The 23,683-nt window shown below is 67.8% G+C and carries 6 protein-coding genes and 1 tRNA gene; all 7 read left to right on the forward strand.

The window, feature by feature from the left end; all coding sequences use genetic code 11:
• Positions 1-379: 379 nt before the first annotated feature.
• Positions 380-16,747, forward strand: coding sequence for a leukotoxin LktA family filamentous adhesin (locus tag ABU113_RS00675; protein ID WP_454557540.1), 16,368 nt, complete (start codon positions 380-382; stop codon positions 16,745-16,747).
• 32 nt (positions 16,748-16,779) lie between these two features.
• Positions 16,780-18,435: a ShlB/FhaC/HecB family hemolysin secretion/activation protein gene (locus ABU113_RS00680; protein ID WP_454557541.1), complete on the forward strand. Its 1,656-nt coding sequence runs from the start codon at positions 16,780-16,782 to the stop codon at positions 18,433-18,435.
• A 279-nt stretch (positions 18,436-18,714) separates the two neighbouring features.
• On the forward strand, positions 18,715-20,328 hold the full coding sequence (locus tag ABU113_RS00685) for an NAD(P)H-hydrate dehydratase (RefSeq protein ID WP_454557542.1): 1,614 nt from the start codon (positions 18,715-18,717) through the stop codon (positions 20,326-20,328).
• Between the two features lie 131 nt (positions 20,329-20,459).
• Positions 20,460-21,131 (forward strand): PEP-CTERM sorting domain-containing protein, encoded by a 672-nt coding sequence (locus tag ABU113_RS00690; RefSeq protein ID WP_454557543.1) that lies wholly within the window; start codon positions 20,460-20,462, stop codon positions 21,129-21,131.
• 141 nt (positions 21,132-21,272) lie between these two features.
• Positions 21,273-21,357: transfer RNA gene (locus tag ABU113_RS00695), tRNA-Leu, on the forward strand.
• A 50-nt stretch (positions 21,358-21,407) separates the two neighbouring features.
• Entirely contained in the window at positions 21,408-22,919 is a 1,512-nt protein-coding gene (gene tig / locus ABU113_RS00700) for a trigger factor (RefSeq protein ID WP_454557544.1), read from the forward strand.
• Positions 22,920-22,983: 64 nt separating this feature from the next.
• The gene (gene clpP, locus ABU113_RS00705) at positions 22,984-23,622 is read left to right on the forward strand and encodes an ATP-dependent Clp endopeptidase proteolytic subunit ClpP (protein WP_454557721.1); all 639 of its coding nucleotides are present in this window, start codon (positions 22,984-22,986) and stop codon (positions 23,620-23,622) included.
• Positions 23,623-23,683: the final 61 nt, after the last annotated feature.

Below are 23,683 nucleotides of genomic sequence, written 5' to 3' on the forward strand. Positions count from 1 at the left end.
CGTTCGTCGCCCGGCGTGGCCGGGATGTGGGGCGGCCTTGCGGGAGCGCCTGGCCGCCGGTGTGGCACCTGCGGCGGATGGTCACTTCTGTCCGGACGGATCGTGATTAAGCAAAAGTAACTGTAGGCGCATGGCGCGAGAATCGTATAGAGTTCACGAAGTTAAGTCAGCGTGGCGGGAAAAGGGTGAACAAGCGGCCTAAACCGCCGGTTGGTCATTGCTGAGGGGCAAGACAATGAAGTGGCGAGACCGGCGGGGCCGTTAAGGTTCTGGCGGCAGCCGCCTGACCGTCGGCGTGGGGCAAGTTCGCCGCCGGCACCCTTCGCAGCATGACAGTGCCCGTTCCCGGCGGCTGCAATGCAAGAGGGGGCAAACCGTCATGACCAGGGCCGCGCTTGGCAAGCTTCGCCATCAATACTGGCTGGTGCTGCGTCGCTGCGCGCTGCTCAACGCCATGGCGTTCGCGGCGGGCCCGGTGCTTGGCCTCGCGCCGGCGATGGCCCAGTCGGTGGTGGCGGACGGTCGGACCGCGACATCGGTAACGACGCAGGGCGCAATCACCGACGTCCGTACCGGCACGGTGTCGGGGGCCAACGCTTTCAACAGCTTCCAGCGCTTCGGCGTCGACGGCGGCAACACTGTCAACCTGCACCTGCCGACCGGTACGCTGAACCTGGTCAACCTGGTCAGCGGCGGTGAGGTCAGCCGGATCGACGGCACGCTGAACGCGGTGCTGGATGGCGCGCGCGTCGGCGGCAACGTGTTCTTCTTCAACCCGTCCGGCGTGCTGGTGGGGGCGGGCGGCACCATCAACGTCGGTGCCCTGACGCTGGCGACGCCCACGCGCGCCTGGGTCGACGATTTCTTCGGCGCCGATAGCTTGCCTCGCCCCGAGGCGGTCGGTCAGGCGCTCGATGTCACCATGCCGATCGACGGCACCGGACTGATCCGGGTGGCGGGGCGAATCAATGCCGAGCGCGCGGTGGTGCTGGCCGGCGGCGAGATCGTCGTCACCGGCAGCATCCAGACCGGCGCCCGCTTCGGCGCCACCCCGGCGCTGGGCTTTGCCGACGTCGTCAACACCAGCGGCCTGGTCAATGCCGACCGGATCGTGGTCGAGGGCGGCAGCATCCGCATCCTGGCGTCGGGGGCGGCGACCATCGACGGCGAACTGGTGGCCGACGGTGGCAACGGTGTTGATGCCGGCAGCGTCGCGGTTGGCGCCGAGAGCATCACCCTGGGCGAGTCGGCGCGGGTGTCGGCGCGCGGCCATGGCGCCGGGTCGGATGGCGGCCAGGTGGCGGTCCTGGCGACGGGCGATGTGCGGATGTCCGGTGGAGCGACCATCGACGTGCGCGGCGGCGAGGTGTCCGGCGACGGCGGCTTCGCGGAGGTGAGCGGCGCGCAGTCGGTGACGCTGGACGGTGGCCGCTTCCTCGGCGCGGCCACGCAGGGCAAGGCAGGCGCCTTCCTGATCGATCCGGAAGACCTCACCGTCAGTGCCAATACCTACAGCGATGGCGCCGACCTGACGCTGGAAGCCGACGACGTGTTGACAGTGGCGGCAGGCGTCACCGTTTCGACGCGCGCTGTCGGCGACAGTGCCGCGGCGCGACTCGACCATGGCGTGGCGGCATCGGTCGGCAACTCCGGCGCCCTGACGCTTAACGCGCGGGAAATCAACCTGGAATCCGGCAGCCGGCTGCTGGCCCAGGCGACCGGCGGCTTCACCGCCGGGACCGTCACGCTGGCGGCCAAGGACGAGGCGGGCACCCGCTACGATCCGTTCGAGGAATTCTCGTTCGAGACCCGGACCGCCGGCATCACGCTCGACAATGCGATCATCAAGGGCGGCGCGGTCAGCCTGACCGCCAGCAGCAGCACCGATGTCGCGCTGCCGGAGGATTTCCTCGGCTCCAACGGCGTGTTCAACCTGTTCATCGACAAGTTCAAGGAAAGCCTGGCCAGCTTCGCCGGGCAGGCCGCCGGCCGCAAGAGCACCACGCTGGATCTGGCGCAGAATCTGCGCCTGGCAGTGGGGTTCACCCGTGCCAAGGCGACCTCGACCATCACGCTCAAGGGCGGCAGCCTGGTGGAAGGCGCTGGCGACGTCACGCTGGATGCCACCGCCAACGCCATTGCCACAGTAGAGGCCTCCGGGCCGAAGTTCGGCTTCGGCTATGCCGAAGCCGATGGCACTGCGACCATCGCCATCGGGGATGGCAGCACCGGGGCCACCGTGCGGTCGACGGCGGGCGACGTGTCGATCACATCCAAGACGGTGACCAATGTCACCTCCGACATCACCACCGAGATTTCGGTCCAGGATGACAACAACAGCTCGCGGATTGAACGGATTCCCACCGATCTGGTGCTCGCGCTCGGGTTCTCCGACAGCACCAGCAGCGTGACCGTGGCCAGCGGCGGCCTGGTCGAAGGCCTGGCGGCCGACAAGGCCGTCACGGTCAGCGCGCTCAGCGAGAAGGATATGAAGGTCTCGGCCGCCGGCGGCGGCATGGAGGACGTGCTGGGTGCGGCGGTCGCGGTATCGCGCTCGGATGTCGCCACCAGTGCGACCGTCGCGGCGGGCGGCACGGTACGCGGCGCCGGCGATGTGACGGTGAGTGCCGAACACACCACCAACAGCAATGAGACCAGCGCCAATGTCGAGATCGGCGATCAGCGGGTGAAATCGCTCGACGAGATCATCTCGACCGTGCGCGACGACAAGATCAAGGCGGCGCTCGACAGCTGGGAAGCGCGGACCAAGACCGACGACACCACCAAGAACGCCGTCAGCGACGACGTCAAGACGACCTCCGACAACGCCACCACCGAAAGCGGCTCGACGGCGGACGAGACCAAGCAGGCCGGCGGCTTCGCCAAGTCGATCGGTATTGCCGCGACATCTGCGGTGGCGCTGTCGGACAACAACGCCACCACCACCATCCGCGGCACCGTGGAATCCGGCGGTGATGCCACCATTTCCTCGAAGATCGAGGATGCCATGTCCAACACCGCCAGTTCGCGCTTCGGCGCGGAAGGCGAGGACGACGGCAGCACCAACCAGAAGAAGACCGCCGTCGCCGCCGCTGTTCTTGTCAGCGATTATCGCAACAAGGCGGAAACCCTGATCACCGGCAGCGGCGCCAAGGTCGACGCCGCCGGCGCGCTCAACATCCTGTCGGCGGTTACGATTCCCTACGAGATCAACTGGGGCGACTTCTCCGATCTCGCCAGCGGCTGGGACAGCCTGAACGAGCGGATGGACGACACGCTGGGCATCCGCGACATCTTCTTCACCAACTGGGCGCAGGCGGAAGCGGAAGGCGAGACCACCAGCATTGCCGGCTCGGCCAACGTGATGTTCGTCACCAACAAATCCTATGCCCGCGTCACCGACGGTGCCCAGGTCAACCAGGACGCGGCGTTCCGTACCGCCGACCAGATCGTCACGCTGAGCGCCACCACTGAGGCCGACACCTGGAATCTCGCCGGTGTCATCGACTTCTTCTTCAAGTTCGCCGATCCCGACCAGCTCAAGAAGCTTGGCCGTACCAAGAGCGGCGCCGGCGCCGATGGCACCACGCCACCGGCCAACGGCATCGGCGTCTCCGGCACGGCGGTGGTGTTCAACACCGAAACGCGCGCCGAAATCACCGATGCGGTCGCCGATGGCGCCAACGCGGCCGCCGCCGGCCGCACCGCCGTGACCGGCGAGAGCGTTGCGGTCACCGCCGAGACCACCACGCACAATGTGACCGCGGCGATTGCCGGCGGCTCGGCGAAGAGCTTCGGGGTCAACGGCTCGCTGACCTACACCGAACTCAACGACACCACGGTGGCCCGCATCGACGACAATGCTCGCGTGACCACGGTGGGCGCCGGCGGCAGCGACGATGCCGGCACGCTGAAGGTGCAGGCGACGGACGACGTGCTGACCATCGCCATTGCCGGCGGGGTCATCAAGGGCGAGGCATCCGGCGTTGGCGCGGCGGTGGGCATCAACCAGCTCAACCGCAACACCCAGGCCGTGATCGGTGACGTCGACGGTGAAGCGGCGGTGGCCGGCGCCGGTACGGTCAACGTTGCCACGAGGCTGGACCTCAGCGCCACCAACAAGGGTGCTACCTACGCCGCCTCGCTGGCCGGCGCCATCCGCAACAACGAACCGCAGACCGGCGCCGGATCGCCCGGTCAGGCCGGTTCGAGTTCCGGCTCGACCGGCGGACTCAACAAGAGCAGCGACAAGGGTTCCTCCGGTATCGGCATTTCCGCCGCCGTGTCGGTCAATCTGGTCGACGACGACGCGCGCGCCACGATCGGCGGCTCGGGTACCGTCAACACCGGCCTGCTGGCTGGCAGTGGTGACGGCGCGGTGTCGCTGAGCGCCATCAACCAGTCGGTGATCTGGTCGCTGGCCGGTGCGGCCACCATCAACGTGTCATCGAGCGGCGCCTCAGGTCTGGCGGGCGCCTTCACCTACAATCGGGTGCGCGGCACCACCGAGGCCGAACTGATCGGCACCGGCATGCTGGTGGCTGACGGCGCCGTCACCGTCGAGGCGGCGCGCGGCGGCGGCAATGTCAGCGGGTCGGGCGACGACCAGCGGCTGGAGGGCGGCATTCAGTCGCTGGCGGCCAGCGCCTCCGGCTCGGCCCAGGCGGAAGGGCTGCAGATCGCCGGTTCGGCGGCCTACGCCGAGATCGACAACGAGACGGCCGCGACCGTCAGCCGGCGTGCGGTCACCGCCAGCGCCCTCAATGTCGAGGCGCAGGACGACTCCGACATCTGGACCATCGGTGGTGCGGCCACGCTGGGCGGCAAGGGTGGCTTCGGCGCCGGCGTCACCGTCAACGACCTCGGTAACACGACCACCGCCGCGGTGGACGATGCCGGCCTGACACTCAGTGGCGGCCTCACTGTCACCGCCCGCAACGGTAACGACATCCGCTCGATCGCCGCCTCGCTGGGCGGCAACACCGGCACCTTCCAGATCTCCGGCGCGGCGTCGGCCAATATGATCGACAACGACGTCACCGCGTCGCTGTCCGGCGACAATCGCGCCAATGGCGCGGCCGGCCTGTCGATCGGTGGCGCGGTCAGTGTCACCGCCACCGACGACAGCTCGATCGGCGTTATCGCCGGCGCCGGTGGTGCCTCGCAGGGCTCCGGCATCGGCGTCTCGATCGCGGTCAACCAGCTCGACAGCGATACCCGGGCCGAAGTGGCCGGTACCGTGCTTGCCGCCAGCCAGACGCTGGCGGTGGCCGCCAACACCACCAGCCGGATCGATTCGCTGGCGGGCGCCATCGGCGTCGGCCAGAGCGGCGGCGTCGGTGCGGCCGTGGCGGTTAACCGCATCGGCGGAACCACCGGGGCCACCATCACTGGCGGCACCACTGATCTCGACATGGCCAACGTCACCGTCGATGCAACGACGGATGCGCGCATCCGCAACCTCGCGGTCGGCCTGGGTGTCGGCGGCGATGTCGGCGCGGCGGGTTCGGTGTCGGTCAACCTGATCGGCAACGCCACCAGCGCCACCATCGAGGGCGGCGCGGACGTTCATGCCACCAACAACGTGGCAGTGCGCGCCATCACCGACAACCGCATCACCAGCGCCGGCGGTTCGGCCGGTGGCGGGTCTTACGCCGGTATTGGTGCCGCGGCCGTGGTCAACGAGATCGACGGCACGACGACCGCCGGCATTATCGATGTGACCCCCAACGATGCCGATGAAACCACTGTCAGCGCCGATGGCGCCGGCAGCGGCGTGACGGTTGCCGAGGGCAGCCTGACCGGCGGCGATGCCGCGACGGGCGTCAACGCCAGTTTTGATCTCAAGAGCTACAATGGCCCGTCACTGGCCAGCCGGCGGGCGACGACCTCGGTGCATGGTGTCGCGGTCAACGCCGCATCGACCAACATGGTGGAATCGATTTCCGTCAACGCCGCCGGCAGCGCCGGCGTGGCGCTGGCGGTCAACGCCAATGTCGGCCTGATCGGCGGTTCGACCACCGCCAGCATCGACGGTGCGACGGTGGACAGTCACGCCGACGTCGATGTGCGCGCCAGCGATCACAGTCGCGGTAACAGCTTCGTCGGCGCGATCACGGCCGGCATCGTCGCCGGCACGGGCGCTGTCGATACCCTGGTGCTCGACCGCACCACCACCGCCGAGATCGACAATGGCGCTGTCGTCAGCGCCGACGCGGCGCTGCGGGTGCTGGCCAACGCCACCCAGGCGACCTCGCAGTTCGCGGTCGGTGGCGCGGTGGGTGGCGGTGGCGGCCTGACCTTCGCCGGCACCGGCGCGATCTCGATCTTCTCGTCGCAGACCTACGCGCTGCAGACCAATTCACTGGTGGATGCCGCGAGCTACACCCTGGCGGCGGACAATGCGAGCGGCCTGGCGCTCACCGGCGGCGCGCTGTCCATCAGCTTCGCCGACAACGCGGTGGGTGGTACCTTCTCGCTGATCCTGCTGGAGAGCGACACGGCGGCGCGCATCAGCCGCACCAACGGCGGCTCGGCGACCGACGTCGACGTCAGTGGCGCGGTCAACGTCTCGGCGGAAAATTCGACCGACTTTGATACCTACGCCATCGGTGGCGCGGGTGGCCTGGCCGTGGGTATCGCCGGGGCGGTGACCTTTACCGGCATCACCAATAATGTCGACGCGGCGGTGGTCGGTGCGCGCATCGGGGCGTCGAACGATCGGGTGGGCGCGGTCGACATCAGCGCCAGCGACAACATGAGCGGCCAGACCATTGCCGGCGGGCTCGGCATTGGCGGCGCCGTGGGTGTCGGCGCCGGTGGCAACATCAACGCGCTGCGCAACACGGTGACGGCGCGCGCCGTGAGCGCGTCGATTTATGCCAGCGGTACGGTCGACATCACCGCCGACAGCACCATCGATACCGAGCATCACGCCTACATGGCTGGCGGCGGCGCCGTGGGCATCGGTGGTTCGGCGACCGTTGTGCTGGCCGGCTCCTCCGCGCTGGAGGACGAGGGCGCGCAGGAAGCCAACAAGAATGGCGACGGCAGTCTGAGCGCGGTGGGTGATCTTGCCACCAGCACCAAGCTGGCGGGCCTCAATGGCAACAGCGTGCTGAGCAGCAGCGAGCGCGCGGCGATCGAGAGTCGCGCCCAGCGCGACGATGTGGCGGCGATTGGCGCCGGGACGCTCGCCAATACCTATCGCACCGAGGCGGCGGTCACCAGTTCGACCATCGATACCACCGGCGCGCTCAACCTGGACGCCGAGGATTCGACGGCGATCGCGTCCTACGCCGGCGGTTTCGGCGTGGGTGGTGTCGGCATCGGCGGCGGCGTCAATTACACCCGGGTGGAACGCAATGTCAGCGCCGTGATCGGCGGCACCAGTCACATCACCACCGGTGGCACGCTGGGCGTGACCGCGCTTGCCGACAGCGACGGCGGCAACATCGATGTCAACGCCTACGCCGCCGGTGTCGGTGGCGCTGTCGGTGTCGGTGCCGCCTTTGCTTACGGCCTGATCGACAACAACGTGCAGGCCAAGGCGACCGGCGTCAGCATCAGCACCGGCAATACCGTCACGGTGTCGGCGGCGGATACCCAGAGTCTGGAGACCAGCGCCTTTGGCGCCGGCGCCAGTCTGGGTGTCGCGGTCGGCGCGGTGGTGTCCGACGCCAACCGTAGCAGTACGGTGACGGCCGAGGCCGGCAACAGCGGCGGCACGATCACCACCAGCAACGATGCGCTCAGTGTTACCGCCAACGTCGCCGGCGATGTCTCGGCGGATGCCAAGGGTGGCGCTGTCGGTACCTATTCCGGCGCCGGCATGGACGTGCGGGCAAGCGACCGGGCGACGGTGACGGCGGCCACCGGCGAGGGCGAAATCCGTCTCGGTACCGGTGCCCTGCTGGTACGGGCGACCACGGTGCCGCACGTTTCGGCGACCACCGACGCGGTCAACATCGGCGGCCTGTCGGTGGGTGTCTCGCTGGCCAACGCCGAGGCGCTGTCCACCGTGACCGCGCGTCTGGCCGGTCTCATTCGCGCCGGCGACGTGACCGCGATCGCGCGTGCCGACCGCACGGGGCTCGCGGCCGGCAGCAGTTCGGTCCGGACCGACTCCTTCGCTGCCGGTGGCGGTCTGCTGGCGGGCGTCAACGCCACCATCGCCCGCTCCGTGGCGGCGGTCGATGTCACCACGGAGACCACCGAGGAGACCGACATCCTCGCCAGCGGCGACATCATGCTTGGCGCGGTATCCGACACCCAGCAGAAGGCCAAGGTGGACGCCTATAACGGCGGCGCGCTGGCGGTTGGCGCCAATACGGCATACGCCGGGAACGGCGTGCTGGTGCGCGACGCCATCGGCACCGTTACCGGCTACAGCGATCGCGAGGCGGTGACGGAAGTGGTGATCGGCACCGGCACCTCGCTGGCGCAGACCTCCGCTGCCCGCACCGCCGGCAAGCTGGCGACGCTGGATGCGTCCGGCCAGCAGACCAATCTCACCGACACCACGTCGGGGCAGGGTGGCGTCATCTCCGGTGTCAGCGCCACCGGCCGGACCAAGACGCTGACCCGCACCGCCGTGACGCTGGAGGACTCGACCCTCGCCGGGCCGCGCACCACCCTGACCGTGGGCGACGCCTTCATCCAGGCGCGCCAGGTCAACAACTTCAACGCCCAGCTCGACAGCATCAACGCGTCGATCGCCGGTGGCAGCGGCGCTTACGCCGACAATTTCGCCAGTGCGCGCACGACGGTCGCCCTTGGCGACTACGCCACCCTCCTGGCGACCGACGCCGAGGTCGTGGCCCGGAACAGCACGGTGAAAACGGCGGCGGCCGAGGGTAACATCGAATCCGGTTCCGGCGGTGTGATCGACGCGCCGGCGGCGGAGAGCAACACCGTCGTCGATCAGCGGGCGCTGGTCGAGGTCGGCGACAATGCCACCATCACCGTGCAGGAACTGGCGGGTGTGCCGCTCGGCTCGCTGACACTGCAGGCGATCAACAGTGTCGCGCTGGCTGATTATACGTCGCTGGTCTCCGGTGGCGCCATCGCCGTTGCCGATTCCCGCTCGTTCGTCGAGGCCCGGGTCAACGAGGCGCATGTTGTCATCGGTGAGGACGCCGACCTGGCGGCCGCGCAGGACATCATCCTGTCGGCGACGTCGGGTGGCGGTGTCTCGGCCAGGGCGACCGCCGATGTCTGGGGCGCGGCCGGCGCGCCGGATACCGACGTGGCGGCGACCTATCGCGCCGACAATCTGGTGCAGGTGAAGAGCGGGGTCGAGATGCTGGCCGGGCGCGATCTGTCGCTGCTCGCTGGTGATCCCGCCACCCAGACGGTGACGGTGACCGCCCGCAGCTTCTTCTGGAACAAGTCGGCCTTCCCGGTGAACGGTTCGCCGGACGCCGACGCGCTGATCGTCAACAACAACCGGGTCATCGTCGAGGGGCCGGTGGCCCTGGTGCCGCAGGCGACGGTCGACGGCGTGGTGCAATATTCGGTCAACAGCGCCGGTACCGATCTCAAGGCCCGGCGCAATGTCAACGTGGTCGCTGATCGCGGCATCGAGCTGGTCAGCGGCGTCGGCATCGGCAAGGACTTCTACCGTGAAGTCGCCGGTGAGGTGGCGAGCTTCTTCTCGAATCTCGTCGGGGGTGGCGACGTGTCGTTCGACATCCGCGACGGCACCCAGCGGGCTACCGGCATGGAAAGCGCGTTGCTCGATGGCACGCTGCGCGCCGGCATCGACAGCGTGCGTGACATCCGTATCACCAGCCAGGAAGTCGCGGGCTCGCTGGTGGTTTCGGTGGAGGAGAAAAACCAGGCCACCGGTCAGTATGAAGCCGCCAATGGTCTCATCGACCAGAACGACCCCAACGTGTCGATCGCCGATGATCTGCGTCAACGCATCGCGCGGCTGGAACGGCTGAAGGCCGACTTCAACACCGGTAATTCGGGCGACGCGGCGGCGATTGCCGCCTACGACGCGGAAATCGCGTTCCTGCAGCAGAAGCTGCGTGATCTGGGCGCGGCCAACCCGACCTTCGCCGGTTCCAGCAGCGAAAGCCTCTATCAGCTCTCCGAGCAGCAGTTGACGGCCTACGAAACGCTGCGGACAGACCAGCAGACGATCGAGACGACCAAGGACGGCGCCGTCACCGACAGCTATGCACTGATCAAGGCCCGTGCCGAGACCGTGCTCGCGGCCCAGCCAGACGCCGATGACGAAGGCTATGACGCCGCCTTCAACGCCAGTCTGACGGCGCTCATCACCGCCGCCGGGGCCGCGACGCCCGACGAGGCCGATGTCTCGGCCAAGCTGATCGGTCTGGCCGGTCGTGACGCGACGCTGGATTCCCTGGCGGCGACCCGCACCGCCGACATCAGCGCCCGTGACGCGGCGGCCGACGAGGTGACGCGCTATGATGCCTTTGCCGCGCGCATGGAACGCAATCTGCTGACCTCGGACAACGGTACACTCAACGTGGACGCGGCGCTGATCGCGCGAGAACTGGCCTTCACGGGTGGTGACGAGAATCTGGAAGACCAGTTGCCGCGCCTGCTGGCCGGTGGCGATGACATCTACTCCACGATTGCCGGCAATACGGCCTGGGTGGCACCGTTTGTGCGCCTGAAGGCGATTGACGCCCAGTCGGGTAATGTCAGCGTCACGGCCAGGAGCATTCTGGGCACCGGCCAACTGATGGCGCCGGGCGACACGGCGATCAGCGTTCTCAACGAGACGCCGGCGTTCCTGACGCTGACCCGCGTGCGCATCGACGACAGCGACGGCGGGCGTGTCATCATCAACGGTGCCGATGTATCCAGTGCCGCGCAGGTGGGGGCGCTGGCCGGCGGCGTAGCGTTCACCGGCACGGTGGTCAGTCGCGGCAGCGAGGGGGTGAATCCGCCCTCGATCAACATCACCAGCACCTACGATCCACGGGATCCGACCAACCTGCCGGATGCGGTACGCCAGGATCTGACCCTTGAGGTCGATCAGCGGACGTCCGGTCGTCCGTCGCCGGATATTCGTCTGGGCTATTACTACACCGATACCAACGGCGACACGGTCGCGGTGCCGGGTCTGATCTCCAACGCACGCGGCAACGTGTCGATCACCAGCGAATCCGGCAACATCGTCATTGATGCCGGCTCCAACATCCAGGCGCTCACCGTCGACATCACGGCGCGTGCCGGTGATTATATCCAGTCCTATCGCGACGGCTTCACCCATGTCGCCGGCGATCCGGCGCTGTGCTATCTCGACGCCGCGCAGTGCCGGACCGAACCGCAGGAAATGGGATCGCCCAATGACTCGCGTTCGGTGCTGCTGGATGCCGCCGATGCCTATGAGCGGATCAAGGCCGACAGCACGGTCACGGGCGCCAATGCCTTCGACCCCGACACCAGCGGCATTTTCGCCAATGGCAGCGTGTTCATCGCCGCGCGTTATCTCAACGTCAACGGCACCATCCGTTCCGGTATGCCGGACTGGTCGATCAGCATCGCCGCCAACCCGCAGGTGGTGGTCAATGGCGTGACCACCTCGCTGGCGGCCGCCAATGCGGACTGGGCAGCGCGCAGCGCGACACCGGGCGCCAACCCCTATTACGAACTGGTCGGCACCACGGCGAGCAGCGTGGTGGAATCCTCGACCGGGCTGGACGCCGCCGGGAACCCCACGGGACAGGAAATCATCCCGGTATTCTACAACGCCCAGACCGGCACCATCGAGGTGCGCTCGACGTCGGTGGCCGGCGGCTACATCGAACTCTACGGCCAGATCTTCAACACCACCCCGACGGACGCCGACGGCAACGCGCGCGCCAAGCTTGAAGTGCTGGATGGCTACGGGCGGATCACCGTCAACAACCAGTCCGGCCTGGCGCTGGACATCGTCTCGCTCGACGCCGGCAGCGGGACCGAAGGGCTGGTGCGGATCAACAACATTGTCGGCCAGACCACCGAGACCCGCCAGGTGACCATCGACGACGGGCTGGGCAACAGCGTGGTGAAGGACCAGACGATCACCGTGCCGATCGTCGAAACCTGGGAGTATCGTCGCGGCGGTGTCACCAAGACGGTCAATGGCGTCACCACCGACGTCGGCGGCCAGCCGACCGGGGGGCGTACCGGCCAGGTGTTCAATCCGCAAAGCGGCCTGCGCTATGTCTGGAGTTACGGCACCGACACGACGACGGTGGAGAGTTTCCGCTACTGGCGGCGTGGCTGGTTCGGCCAGAAGGCCTGGACCATCGGTGGTATCAATCTCGATGAATACCGCATCGGCCAGTATGCCAGGAACGACTCGTTGTCGACCGGCTCCTGGCTTGGTTTTGACGGCGAGGGGTCGGCGGGTGTCGGTAATTATGACGACATCACCACCAATCGCACGTTGAGCCAGGTTTACACCGAAGGCCGTTCCTGGAGCGAGTGCGACCCGTGGTTCTGCATCACCTCGCGCTTCTATCAGGAGTTCACCCGCACCACCGGCACGAAGATGATCGAGAACCGCTCGCTGGCGGCCGACTACCCGATCGCGGTGAACTACATCGGTTACGATACCGGCGCGGTCAGCATCACATCGAACGCCACCATCAACCTGCTGGGTGCCATCCGCAACGAGGGCACGACCACGGTGACCGCGACCAGCGGTTCGATCAATGCCGTGACCGGTGTTGCGACCATCGGCGGCAAGGACATCAGCCTGTCGGCGACGACCGGTTCGATCGGCCTGATCGACAATGGCACGGCGGTGGATGCCATTCGCGTCGCCCAGGCGGCCGGCGGCAGCCTGAGCGCGACGGCCAGCGGCGACATCAACATCAACAACGCCGCCGGCGGCTTCAATGTCATCAACGTCACCTCGACGACGGGGTCGGTGACGCTTGCCGCCCAGGGCGACATCGCCGGGGTGACGGCGGCCTCACAGATCAGTGGCGCGCGCATCACCCTGGAGTCGCGCGGTGGCGACATCTACGGCCAGCGCAGCGATGGCACGCTGGCCATCCAGGCCGCCGACAGCGGGGCCGCGACCGAGATCGGCCTTGCCGCGCGGGCAGCTGGCGACATCAAACTGGCGCAGCAATCGGGCGACCTGCTGGTGGATCAGGTGGTCTCGACCGGCGGTGACGTGGTGCTGACCGCGGCGGGTTCCATTCTCGACAACAATCCGGTCGAGCGCATCGATGCCTCGGTGCAGCAGGAACTGGTCGACCTGTGGAATGCGCTGCGCCTGAAAGGCGCGGACGCGGCGGCGAAGGCGGACGAACAGGTGGCGCGCATCGAGGCCCAGCTCACCCAGGACTACAAGTCCTACTGGCGTTATCGTGCCTTGCAGGCCGATCCATCGGTCTATGATCCGGACTTCGTTGTCGAGGTGGGCGGTATCGCCCAGCCCGAACTGACGGCCAGCTATCATGCGCTGCATGAAGACTATGGCAGCCTCGGCAACAGCTATGACGCCAGCTATCAGGTGACGCTGGATCGCAATGGCGCCGAGTATCTGGCGCTGACCGAGAATGTCGCCTGGAGCGACACCGAGCTGGCCTTTGGCGCGCCGGCCGGTGCGATGAAGGAACTCACCGATACGAACCCGGTGCTGAAGGATCCCAACGTCAGCGGCCGCAACATCACGCTGCGTGCCGGCACCGGCATCGGCGCGGATGCTGGAGAGATCCGCATCGCCGCCGACGCCGACCCGCTCAGCCTGCCGGATGAGGTCAAGGCGGCGCTGGCGGCGGCCGAGCGCGGCGATCTGCGAATTGACGAGGCGACCGGCGAGCTGGTCATCACGCCGCGCAAGCAGGTCAATGTGGCGAGTCAGGCGTCGGGCACGCTCACCATCAGCACGACGGCTGGCAACGCCTATGTGGGCGGCGAGGGCGATCTGGTGGTCGACAGCATCACAGCGCCCGGCGAGGTGCGGGTGAAGGGCGGCGGCACCATTACCGTCACCGGTGGCAGTGCCGCCAACATCGCGGCGGCCAGCGCCATCCTGGAAGCGGCGACCGGCGGGCTGGGCACGGCGGCGACGCCGGTCCGCGTGTCACTCGGTGCCGGCGGGCTGACCGCGCGGGCTCAGGATTCCGTCTTCATCACCGCGCTGGGCGACCTGGCTGTCGATACATTGTTCTCGCGCGCCGACGTGACGCTGGCGATTCCCACTGGCGACCTCATTCGTCTGACACCGGCGGGCGAGACGACGATCCGTGCCAGCAGCATCAACCTGCTGGTGCTGGGTGATATCGGTTCGGCCAGCGATCCGCTGCAGGTGGGGGTGGACACCGATGGTCTGTTCAGCGCCACCAGCCTGACCGGCAGCCTGTACGCCGGCAGCCTGACTCAGCCGTTGCTGGTCGGCGACACGTCGGCCGCCGGGGACATCGTGTTCACCGCCGGCCGTTCCGGCCTGTCGGTGCTGGGCACCGTCACTGCCGGCGGTGCGCTGGTGTTCGATTCCCCCACCGGTCTGGTGGTGGTCGGCGACGGCTGGACGGTGACGGCCGACGGCGACCTCAGCGTGACGGCGGCGCGCTTCTCGGCCGGTGCTGGCTCGGGCCTGTTCACTGACGGTGACCTGCGCCTGGCGATCGCGCTGGATGCGTCGTTCGGCGAGAACGCGACGGCTGACGCGGGCGACGATCTGCTGCTGGAGAGCGCCACGCTGGCGCTGGCTGACGGCACCACGTTCGGTGCCAGCGACGGGCTGACCCTGTCGACGACCGACACGATGACCTTCGGGCACGGCGTGGCACTGTCCGGCACGACACTGGCGCTGGGCGCCGGCGCGGTGACGCTGGGTGATGACGCGACGCTCACCGCTGGCAGCGGTGATCTCGGCCTGACCGCCGTCAGCCTGACCGCCGGTGACCGGGCGACGGTCACCGCCGGGCGCGACCAGGCGTTGACCGTCACCGGGGCGCTGGCGCTGGGGAACAACGCCGCCCTGACGGCTGATCGCGACCTCGCGCTGTTGGCGACGGGGATCACCCTGGGGGATGACGCGACCCTGAACGCAAGCGACGGTCTGACCCTGTCGGTGGCCAACGCGCTGACCGCTGGCAATGGCGTGACACTGGCGGGCGCGACGCTGGCGCTGGGCGCCGACGTGGTGACGCTGGGTGATGACGCGACGCTCACCGCGAGCAGTGGCGATCTCGGCCTGACCGTCGGCAGCCTGACCGCCGGTGACCGGGCGACGTTCACCGCCGGGCGCGACCAGGCGCTGACCGTCACCGGGGCGCTGGCGCTGGGCGACACCGCCACCCTGACGGCCAACCGCGATCTCGCGCTGGCGGCGACAGGGATCACCCTGGGGGATGACGCGACGCTTGGCGCCGGCACGGGCGCCCTGTCGCTCGACAGCGGTATCAATGCCCTGACCGTCGGCGCACGGGCCAATCTCAGCGGTCCGAGCGTGACCTTGACCGGTGGCGCGGTGAGCATCGGGACCGACAGCGTGATAGTGGCGACGCTGGGCGATCTGGCGGTCGAGACGCCGGGCGACATCGCGCTCGGCGCCAATATGGCCGCCACCGCCCAGGGCGCGACGACGCTGATCGCCGGGGGTGATGCCGACTTCGGCGCCGGCACGCGGGCGCAGGCCTCGGGGATCACGGTCACCGCCGCCAACGTTCGCCTCGGCACCGCGGTGGTGCTGGACAGCGGCACCGACGCGCTCAGCCTGACTGCCACCACCGGGCGCATCAGCGGCAACGGTCCGCTGGACAGTGCCTCGCTGCGGGCCGGCGCGATGACGCTGGCGGCGGCCGATGCCATCGGAGCCGACGGCACGCCGATCGTGATTACCGCGACCGGTACGCTCAATGCCAGCGCGCCCAACGGCATCTGGCTGAAACAACTGGGCGGCGCGCTGGTGGCGGGTGATCTGCTGGCCGGCAATGGCACGCTCGACGTCGAGGTGGTCTCGGGCGGCCTCACCGCCGACACCATGGCGGGCGTCGATGTCGCCGTCGAGGCGGCGGGCGATGTCGTCATCACGCACGTCGTAGCGCGCGATCTGGTGGTCACCACCGATGCCGACGGTGTACTTGATGTGGCGCGGCTTGATCTCGCGCGCTCGGCGGTGCTGCGCGGCGCCACCATCCGGCTGGACGACGTCCAGGGCGGTGGCGGCCCGCTCGATTTCGACATCGCCGGCGGCAACGGCGGTCTCGCTGACTCGCTGGACATGCAGGCGCGCAACGATGGTGATATCACCTTCACCAGCCTGCGCGTGATCGATGCACGGGTGCGCCTGACCACGCCGCGGGTCACGCTGGCCTCGGCGGAGATCGGCGACCGGCTGGAGTTGTTCAACGGTAGTCGCAGTCTGCTGGTCGACAACGGTCCGCCGGAGATCGAAACCGACTTCGAGGTGCAGTTGCGCAGCGGGCGCGATCCGCTGTTCCTCGACCTGCCGGCCAGCGGCACCGTGCTGACGGATGCCTTCGTGCTCAACTACCGGCCGGGCACGGTGGTCAACGAGTTCAGCAGCGACAACAGCATGACCCTGCTGGTGCCGCGTCTGCTGCAAGCGGTGCAGACCCCCGCCGACGGCACATCACCGGAGGCGGGCCCGCTGGCGATGCCGAACGTGCCGCCGCTGGCGCCGCCACTGCCCAGCATTGTTCTGGAGCGTGACGACAGCCAGCCGCAGGACGACGCGCCGGTCAATCTGGGCGATGGCATCACCGATCCGAGCCAGATCCGCGTGCTGAACTGATGTCTTCATTTCCTATCTTGTTGGACCAACGCATGATCGCATCCTGTCGACTTGTTCTCCTGGCCAGCGTGGCCGCGCTTGGCCTGCCGGCTCAGGCTTTGGCCCAGCAGGTGCCGGACGCCGGCCTGATCCAGCGCCAGCAGCAGGAAACGCTGGAAAAGGCGCTCAAGGAACGCGAGGCCCAGCAGCCGCGTGATCGTGAACCGGTCATCCGGGACGAGCAGCCCCGGCCGGCGGCATCGGCCGCCGGGGACGTGGCGATCGAGGTCAGCCGCTTCGAGGTCAACCCCAGCGAGGTGCTGGACAATGCCGCCGTTCGTGCCGCCGTGGCGCCGTTCGAGGGCAAGCGCACCACCATCTCCGGCCTGTTCGAGGCGCTGAAGGCGATTAATGATCTCTATGCGGCGAAAGGCTGCATTACCTGTCGCGCCATCTTGCCGCCGCAGGACGTGCAGGGCGGGGTGGTGACGATCAAGCTGGTCGAGGGCAGGGTCGGCGCGTTCAAGGTCGAGGGCGCGCGCTACATCCGGCAGGGTTACCTGACCTCCCGGCTCGGACTGCCGGCCGGCAGCCTGTTCGATTACAATCTGTTGCAGCAGCAACTGGTGCGTTTCAATGACGCCAACGATGCCCAGGCCAGCGCCACCTTGCGCCCCGGCGCCGCGACCGGCGAGGTGGATGTGCTGGTCGCCATCAAGGAGCCGCGTCGGATCTTCTGGTCGATCGCCGGTGACAATGCCGGCCGCTACGAAACCGGCCGTGAGCGGGTCGCGGCCACGCTCGGCAGTCGCGCGCTGTTCGGCGCGTCGGACCCGCTGGTGCTGTCGGTGATCGCCAGCGGTGGCAGCCTGTCGGGCGCCGGCAGCTACAGCGTGCCGCTCCATGCCCATGACACGCGGCTGATTCTGGCGGTCGATGGCGGCAGCATCGACATCGAGAAGGGGCAGTTCGCCACCCTCGACGTTGGCGGGTCATCGCTCAATGTGACCGCGAGCCTGGAGCAGCCACTCTATCGCTCGGTCGAGCACAAGATCGTCGCGCTGGCCTCGGTCGCCCGGCGGCGCAGTGATACCGATTTCGGCGGCGTCACCGTTGCCCGCAATCGCGGCTGGTCTTTCGCTGGCGGCGTGCAGACCCGCAGTTATCTGCCCTGGGGCACGCTGCTGAGCCGGGTGATGGTGACGCATGGGGTGTTCGACACCATCAACGTCGACAACGACACCTTCAGCAAGATCAATGGCGAGGTGTCGGCGCAGGCGCCGCTGGCTAGGGGGCTGTCGCTGGTGCTGCGCGCCGAGGGTCAGTGGACCGACAAGAACGTGCTGCCATCGTTCGAGCAATACCAGGTGGGCGGCACCTTCTCGGTGCGCGGCTTTGCCGAGGGGATGCGCGCCGGCGAGCGCGGCTACCTGACGTCGGCGGAACTGCGCGCCGACCTGATGCCGCCGACGCCGGAAGGTCGTCGGCCGTTGCAGGGTTTCGTTTTTGTCGATCATGGCGTGGCCTGGCCCGGTGTGCGGGCGCAGGATGCCACCGATCGGCTGACCGGTGTCGGCGCCGGCATAGCCTTCGCGCTCAACGAGACGTTCTCCGGCCGTCTGGTGCTGGCGGCGCCGCTGTCCAACCGCTCGGCGTCGGACATGCGGGATGTGCGGGTTCACTTCAGCGTGATCGCGGCGCATTTCTGAGGGCGTGTGGTGGCAGCCCCGGCGGCTATTGCCTGTCGGATTTGGCTTCGCCCTTCAGGATCGGCTCGCCATTGGCGTCACGTGGTACCGCCCCCGGCGCGGTGGCTGTCGATGGTGAGGCGAAGAATGGGGAGGGCGCACAGCCGGCAAGAAGAGCGACGGCGCCAGCCAGCACCAAGCCCGTTCTTGCTACCTTGCGCGCGCAAGCCGTCGCCAAAGCCATGCTGCCACCTCATTCGCAGTGTCGTCGTCGGGCGCAGGCTAGTCGCTGATCACCTGATGCACCAGTCTTGTTCCGACGGGGGAGGGCCGGGTAAGCTGGTCTGTCCGGCGGACGAGACAGGGAGCAGGGCATTGCAACCGATTTTGACGAGCGCGCAGATGCGGGCGCTGGAACAGCACCGGTTCGCCGCCGGCATGTCGAGCCTGGAAGCGATGGAAGCCGCTGGCGGCGCTGTCGCGGTCGAAATCGTCCGTCGCTGGCCGGGCGCGGGGCGGGCGGTGGTGCTGTGCGGCCCCGGCAACAATGGCGGTGACGGCTTTGTGTGTGCCCGGCACCTGCACGCCGCGGGCTGGTCGGTGATCGTCGGTGCCTGGAACCCGCAACCGGCGGGAGCGGGGGACGCGGCGACGATGCGGGCGCGCTGGCATGATCCGGTGCTGCCGCTGGACGCGGCGCTGGCGGCCATCGATTCCGCCACCGTGGTGGTCGATGCCCTGTTCGGTATCGGTTTCACCCGCCCCCTTGACCATGACCGGGTGGCGGCCATCGCCGCCGGCTGCGCGCCGGGCAGGGCGGCGGCCATTGTCGCCATCGACCTGCCCAGTGGTGTCGACGCCGACAGCGGGCGCGTGGTCTCCGATCTGCTGACGGCCGATCTGACGGTGACGTTCGGTGAACTCAAGTGCTGCCATGTGCTGCACCCCGGGCGGGCGCGTTGCGGCGAGATCGTGCGCGCCGGCATCGGCCTGGAGGCGACGGCGGACGATCTGACGGCGCTCGATATCCGGCTGGAGCTGGTGCCGCCGCCACGCATCTCCCGACCCGGCGCCGGGGCGCACAAGTTCAGTCGTGGCCATGCGCTGATCGCCTCGGGTGGCCCGGCGGCCACCGGCGCGGCGCGACTGGCGGCGCGGGCGGCGCTACGGGTGGGCGCCGGACTGGTGACGGTGCTGAGCCCGGCCGACGCGCTGATCGTCAACGCCGCCCAGCTGACGGCGGTGATGGTGCGGGTGGCGGACACGCCGGCCGATCTCGCCGCTTATCTGGCCGAGCCACGCGCCACCGCCCTGCTGATCGGCCCCGGTTTCGGGGTCGGCGCGCGCACGCGCGAGGCGGTGCTGGCGCTGCTGGCGCAGGCCAAGCCGCTGGTGCTCGACGCCGATGCCCTGACATCGTTCGCCGACACCCCGGATGATCTGTTCGCCGCCATCCGGGGGCCGGTGGTGCTGACGCCGCACGAGGGCGAGTTCCACCGACTGTTCCCGGACCTCTCCGGCGAGCCCGACAAGATCGCGCGCGCGCGGGCGGCCGCGGCCCGTTCCGGCGCCGTGGTGCTGCTTAAAGGGCCCGATACGGTGATCGCCGCTCCGGATGGACGCGCGCTGGTCAATGTTCACGCCACCCCCGAACTGGCCACGGCGGGATCCGGTGACGTGCTGGCTGGCCTGATCGTCGGCCTGCTGGCTGAACCCGGTGCACGCGCTGCTGATCTGCTCGATCTGGTCGGCGCGGCGGTCTGGTTGCATGGCGAGGCTGGTTTGCGCTGTGGCCCGGGGCTGATCGCCGAGGATCTGCCGGAGGCGCTGCCGGCGGTACTGGCGGCTCTGCCTGACGCGCCGCGGGGGGAGAGGGCCGGCGTGGGGCAACGGGGTGTTTCCGGGGCGCAATGACTGTCGGGATAATTTACACCGCGGGACTGGAGAGATTGCCCGAGGCGCCGAATGCCTCGGATTCCAGCCGTTGGCATGGATGTTGCTGCTGCATGTTTCGTGACAGTAGCAGTTTTGCAGTGGAGTATGTGATGAAGACGTTGCTTTGCGCTCTGGCCCTCGGTGCCACGATGATCGCTCCGGCCTCCGCCGCGGTGATGAACTATACGCTGGAGGACATCGGCACTTTCAGCGACTATACCTCCTCGGGCACTGGTGACACCTTCTCCGGCACTGGCTTTGTCGGCATGTACGACGGCGCTTTCGGGCACCTGCTGACCATCGAGGGCAGCTCGGCCAAGACCATCGCTCAGATTGACATCACCGACCTGGCCGGCGCCACCATCAACTCGGCGACCCTGTCGTTTGTCCTGCTCGATGGCAATGATTCGACCGCGCTGACCATCACCAGCTACGCCGGCGACGGCGCCCTGGGTTATCAGTTCACCGCGCCGACCGCCGACTACGGCACCGTCATCGATACCGCCGCGATGGGCAGCAACAGCTATGATCTGACGGCGATCGTCGCCAACGCAGTCGCGGCTGGCGAGGACTGGCTCAACCTGCATCTTGAGGGCGCCACCTGCTGCGCCTGGACCTACACCTACGACGGCTATGGCTATGATGCCGACCGGGCCCAGATGCGCCTTTCGGTGACCTACAACACGGATCCCGCCACGGACGTGCCGGAGCCTGCGACCATCGGTCTGCTCGGCGCCGGTCTGGCCGGTCTCGGCCTGATGCGCCGCCGCCGCGCCGCCTGAGTCGTCAGGCGCTGACCGGATGGAGAGAGGGCGGCTCGATGGGGCCGCCCTTTTCCGTTGGAGCGGGGATTACAGCCCTGTCACAGGCGGTTGCGTCGTCCTTCCCCTGTGCTATAGACGCCGCTTCGATTTCGTAGCCCGGCGGGCGTGGCGGAACTGGTAGACGCGCTGGATTTAGGTTCCAGTGTCGCAAGACGTGGGGGTTCGAGTCCCTCCGCCCGCACCAGACCACGGCTGTCGGTTGTCACCGATGCCAAGGACGATTGAGAGAACGCCATGCAAATCAACGAAACGCTGAACGACGGTCTGAAGCGCGCCTACACCGTGGTTGTGTCCGCCGCCGACCTGTCCAAGAAGCTCGACAGCCAGATCGAGGCCGTCTCCAAGAACATCCGTATGCCGGGCTTCCGGCCGGGCAAGGTGCCACCGACGCTGGTGCGCAAGATGCATGGCCCGGCGCTGACCGGCCAGGTGCTGGAAGAGGCGATCCAGGAGAGCTCGCAGAAAGTGCTGGCGGACAATCAGCTGCGCCCGGCGATGCAGCCGAAGATCGAGGTCACCAAGTACGAGCCGGACGCTGATCTTGAGTTCACCATGAGCCTGGAAGTGCTGCCGCAGGTGCCGGCCGCCGATTTCGAGGGCTTGTCGCTGGAGAAGTGGGTGATCCCGGTCTCCGACGAGGAAGTGATGGAAGCCGTCAACCGGCTGGCCGGGCAGCAGAAGAGCTTTGAGGCGGCCCCCGAGGGCCATGTTGCCGCCAATGGCGACGCGGTCATCATCGATTTCGTCGGCAAGGTCGACGGCGAGGCGTTCGAGGGTGGCAAGGGCGAGGGCATCCAGCTCGAACTGGGCTCGGGCATGTTCATCCCGGGCTTCGAGGAGCAGCTGGTTGGTGCCAAGGCGGGTGAAGACCGGACCGTCAACGTGACCTTCCCCGAGACCTATCAGGTCAGCTATCTCAAGGGGAAGCCGGCCGTCTTTGATGTGACCGTGAAGGAAGTGAAGACCGCCAAGCCGGTCGAGATCAACGACGAGATGGCCCAGAATTTCGGCCTTGAGGGCCTGGATCAGCTCAAGGAACTGCTCAAGGGTCAGGTCGAGCGCGAGAATGCCCAGTTGAGCCGCACGCTGCTGAAGCGCAAGCTGCTCGACGCGCTGGCCGCCGCCCACGACTTCGGGGTGCCGGAAACGATGGTCGAGGCGGAGTTCCAGCAGATCTGGAGCCAGCTTGAGCGCGAGGTCGGCGAGGACGAGGCCGAGAAGGCAAAGCTGGAAGCGGAAAAGGCCGACTATCAGGCGATCGCGGTGCGCCGCGTCCGCCTGGGCCTGCTGCTCTCCGAGATCGGCCAGGCCAACAACATCCAGATCACCCAGGCGGAGATGACCCGGCTGGTGACCCAGGAAGCCAACCGCTATCCGGGCCAGCAGCAGCAGGTGGTCAAGTACTTCCAGGAGAACCCGGCCGCCGCCGCGCAGCTGCGCGCGCCGCTCTATGAAGAGAAGGTCGTCGACTTCATCCTCGGCAAGGCCGCGGTCACCGAGAAGGAAGTCAGCCGCGAGGAACTGACCAAGGCGCTGGAGGCCGACGAGGACTCTGCGGCCGCCGATGCGGCGCCGAAGGCGGCACCGAAGAAGAAGGCCGCGCCCAAGAAGAAGGCGGCTGCCGAGGGTGAGGCGGAGGCCGCGCCGGCGGACGCCGCTCCGGAAGCCGGAGACGAGGCGCCGGCCGCCGAGGCCAAGCCCAAAAAGAAAGCAGCGCCGAAAGGGGCTAGCAAAAAGGCCGAGTGATAACGATGTTAGTGAGGCGGGCTTCGGTCCGCCTCAATCCTGTTAAGCTGCTAGAGGCATGCGCATGTTCGATCCGATCGCCCATTTCACCAACAACCTCGTGCCTGTGGTTATCGAGCAGTCGAACCGCGGCGAGCGCGCGTTCGATATCTACTCACGGCTGCTTCGGGAGCGGATCGTCTTCGTCACCGGTGGTGTCGAGGACCATATGGCGAGCCTTATCGTTGCCCAGTTGCTCTTCCTGGAGGCGGAAAACCCCAAGAAGGACATCTTCATGTACATCAACTCGCCGGGCGGCGTGGTGACGGCGGGCCTCGCGATCTATGACACCATGCAGTACATCCGGCCCAAGGTGGCCACGGTCTGCATCGGTCAGGCCGCCTCGATGGGCGCTTTCCTGCTCTCGGCCGGTGAGCCCGGCATGCGCTACGCCACCACCAACGCGCGGATCATGGTGCACCAGCCCTCCGGCGGCGCCCAGGGCCAGGCTACCGATATCGAGATTCAGGCCAAGGAAATCCTGCGCATCCGAGCCCGACTCAATGAGATCATGGCCAAGAACACCGGCCGGACCATCGAGGAGGTCGAGCGGGCGGTCGAGCGCGACAATTTCATGACCGCCGAGGAGGCCCGCGCCTGGGGTCTGCTCGACCAAGTCTATGAAAAGCGGCCGGAAACCGCCGAGGATGACGACAAGAAGTAAGGGCATGCGGGCTCAATCGCCCGCATTCGCGCGCTCTTCCGGCGTTGTTAAGCCTCTCTTG

This window comes from Parapedomonas caeni, from assembly GCF_041060555.1.
Lineage (GTDB): Bacteria > Pseudomonadota > Alphaproteobacteria > Sphingomonadales > Sphingomonadaceae > CAUJIW01.

What these genes read in the sequence shown, in the direction of transcription:
- ABU113_RS00675 (WP_454557540.1), top strand. Translation starts at nt 380, where the DNA reads ATGACCAGGGCCGCGCTTGGCAAGCTTCGCCATCAATACTGGCTGGTG.
- ABU113_RS00680 (WP_454557541.1), top strand. Translation starts at nt 16,780, where the DNA reads ATGATCGCATCCTGTCGACTTGTTCTCCTGGCCAGCGTGGCCGCGCTT.
- ABU113_RS00685 (WP_454557542.1), top strand. Translation starts at nt 18,715, where the DNA reads ATGCACCAGTCTTGTTCCGACGGGGGAGGGCCGGGTAAGCTGGTCTGT.
- ABU113_RS00690 (WP_454557543.1), top strand. Translation starts at nt 20,460, where the DNA reads ATGAAGACGTTGCTTTGCGCTCTGGCCCTCGGTGCCACGATGATCGCT.
- tig (WP_454557544.1), top strand. Translation starts at nt 21,408, where the DNA reads ATGCAAATCAACGAAACGCTGAACGACGGTCTGAAGCGCGCCTACACC.
- clpP (WP_454557721.1), top strand. Translation starts at nt 22,984, where the DNA reads ATGTTCGATCCGATCGCCCATTTCACCAACAACCTCGTGCCTGTGGTT.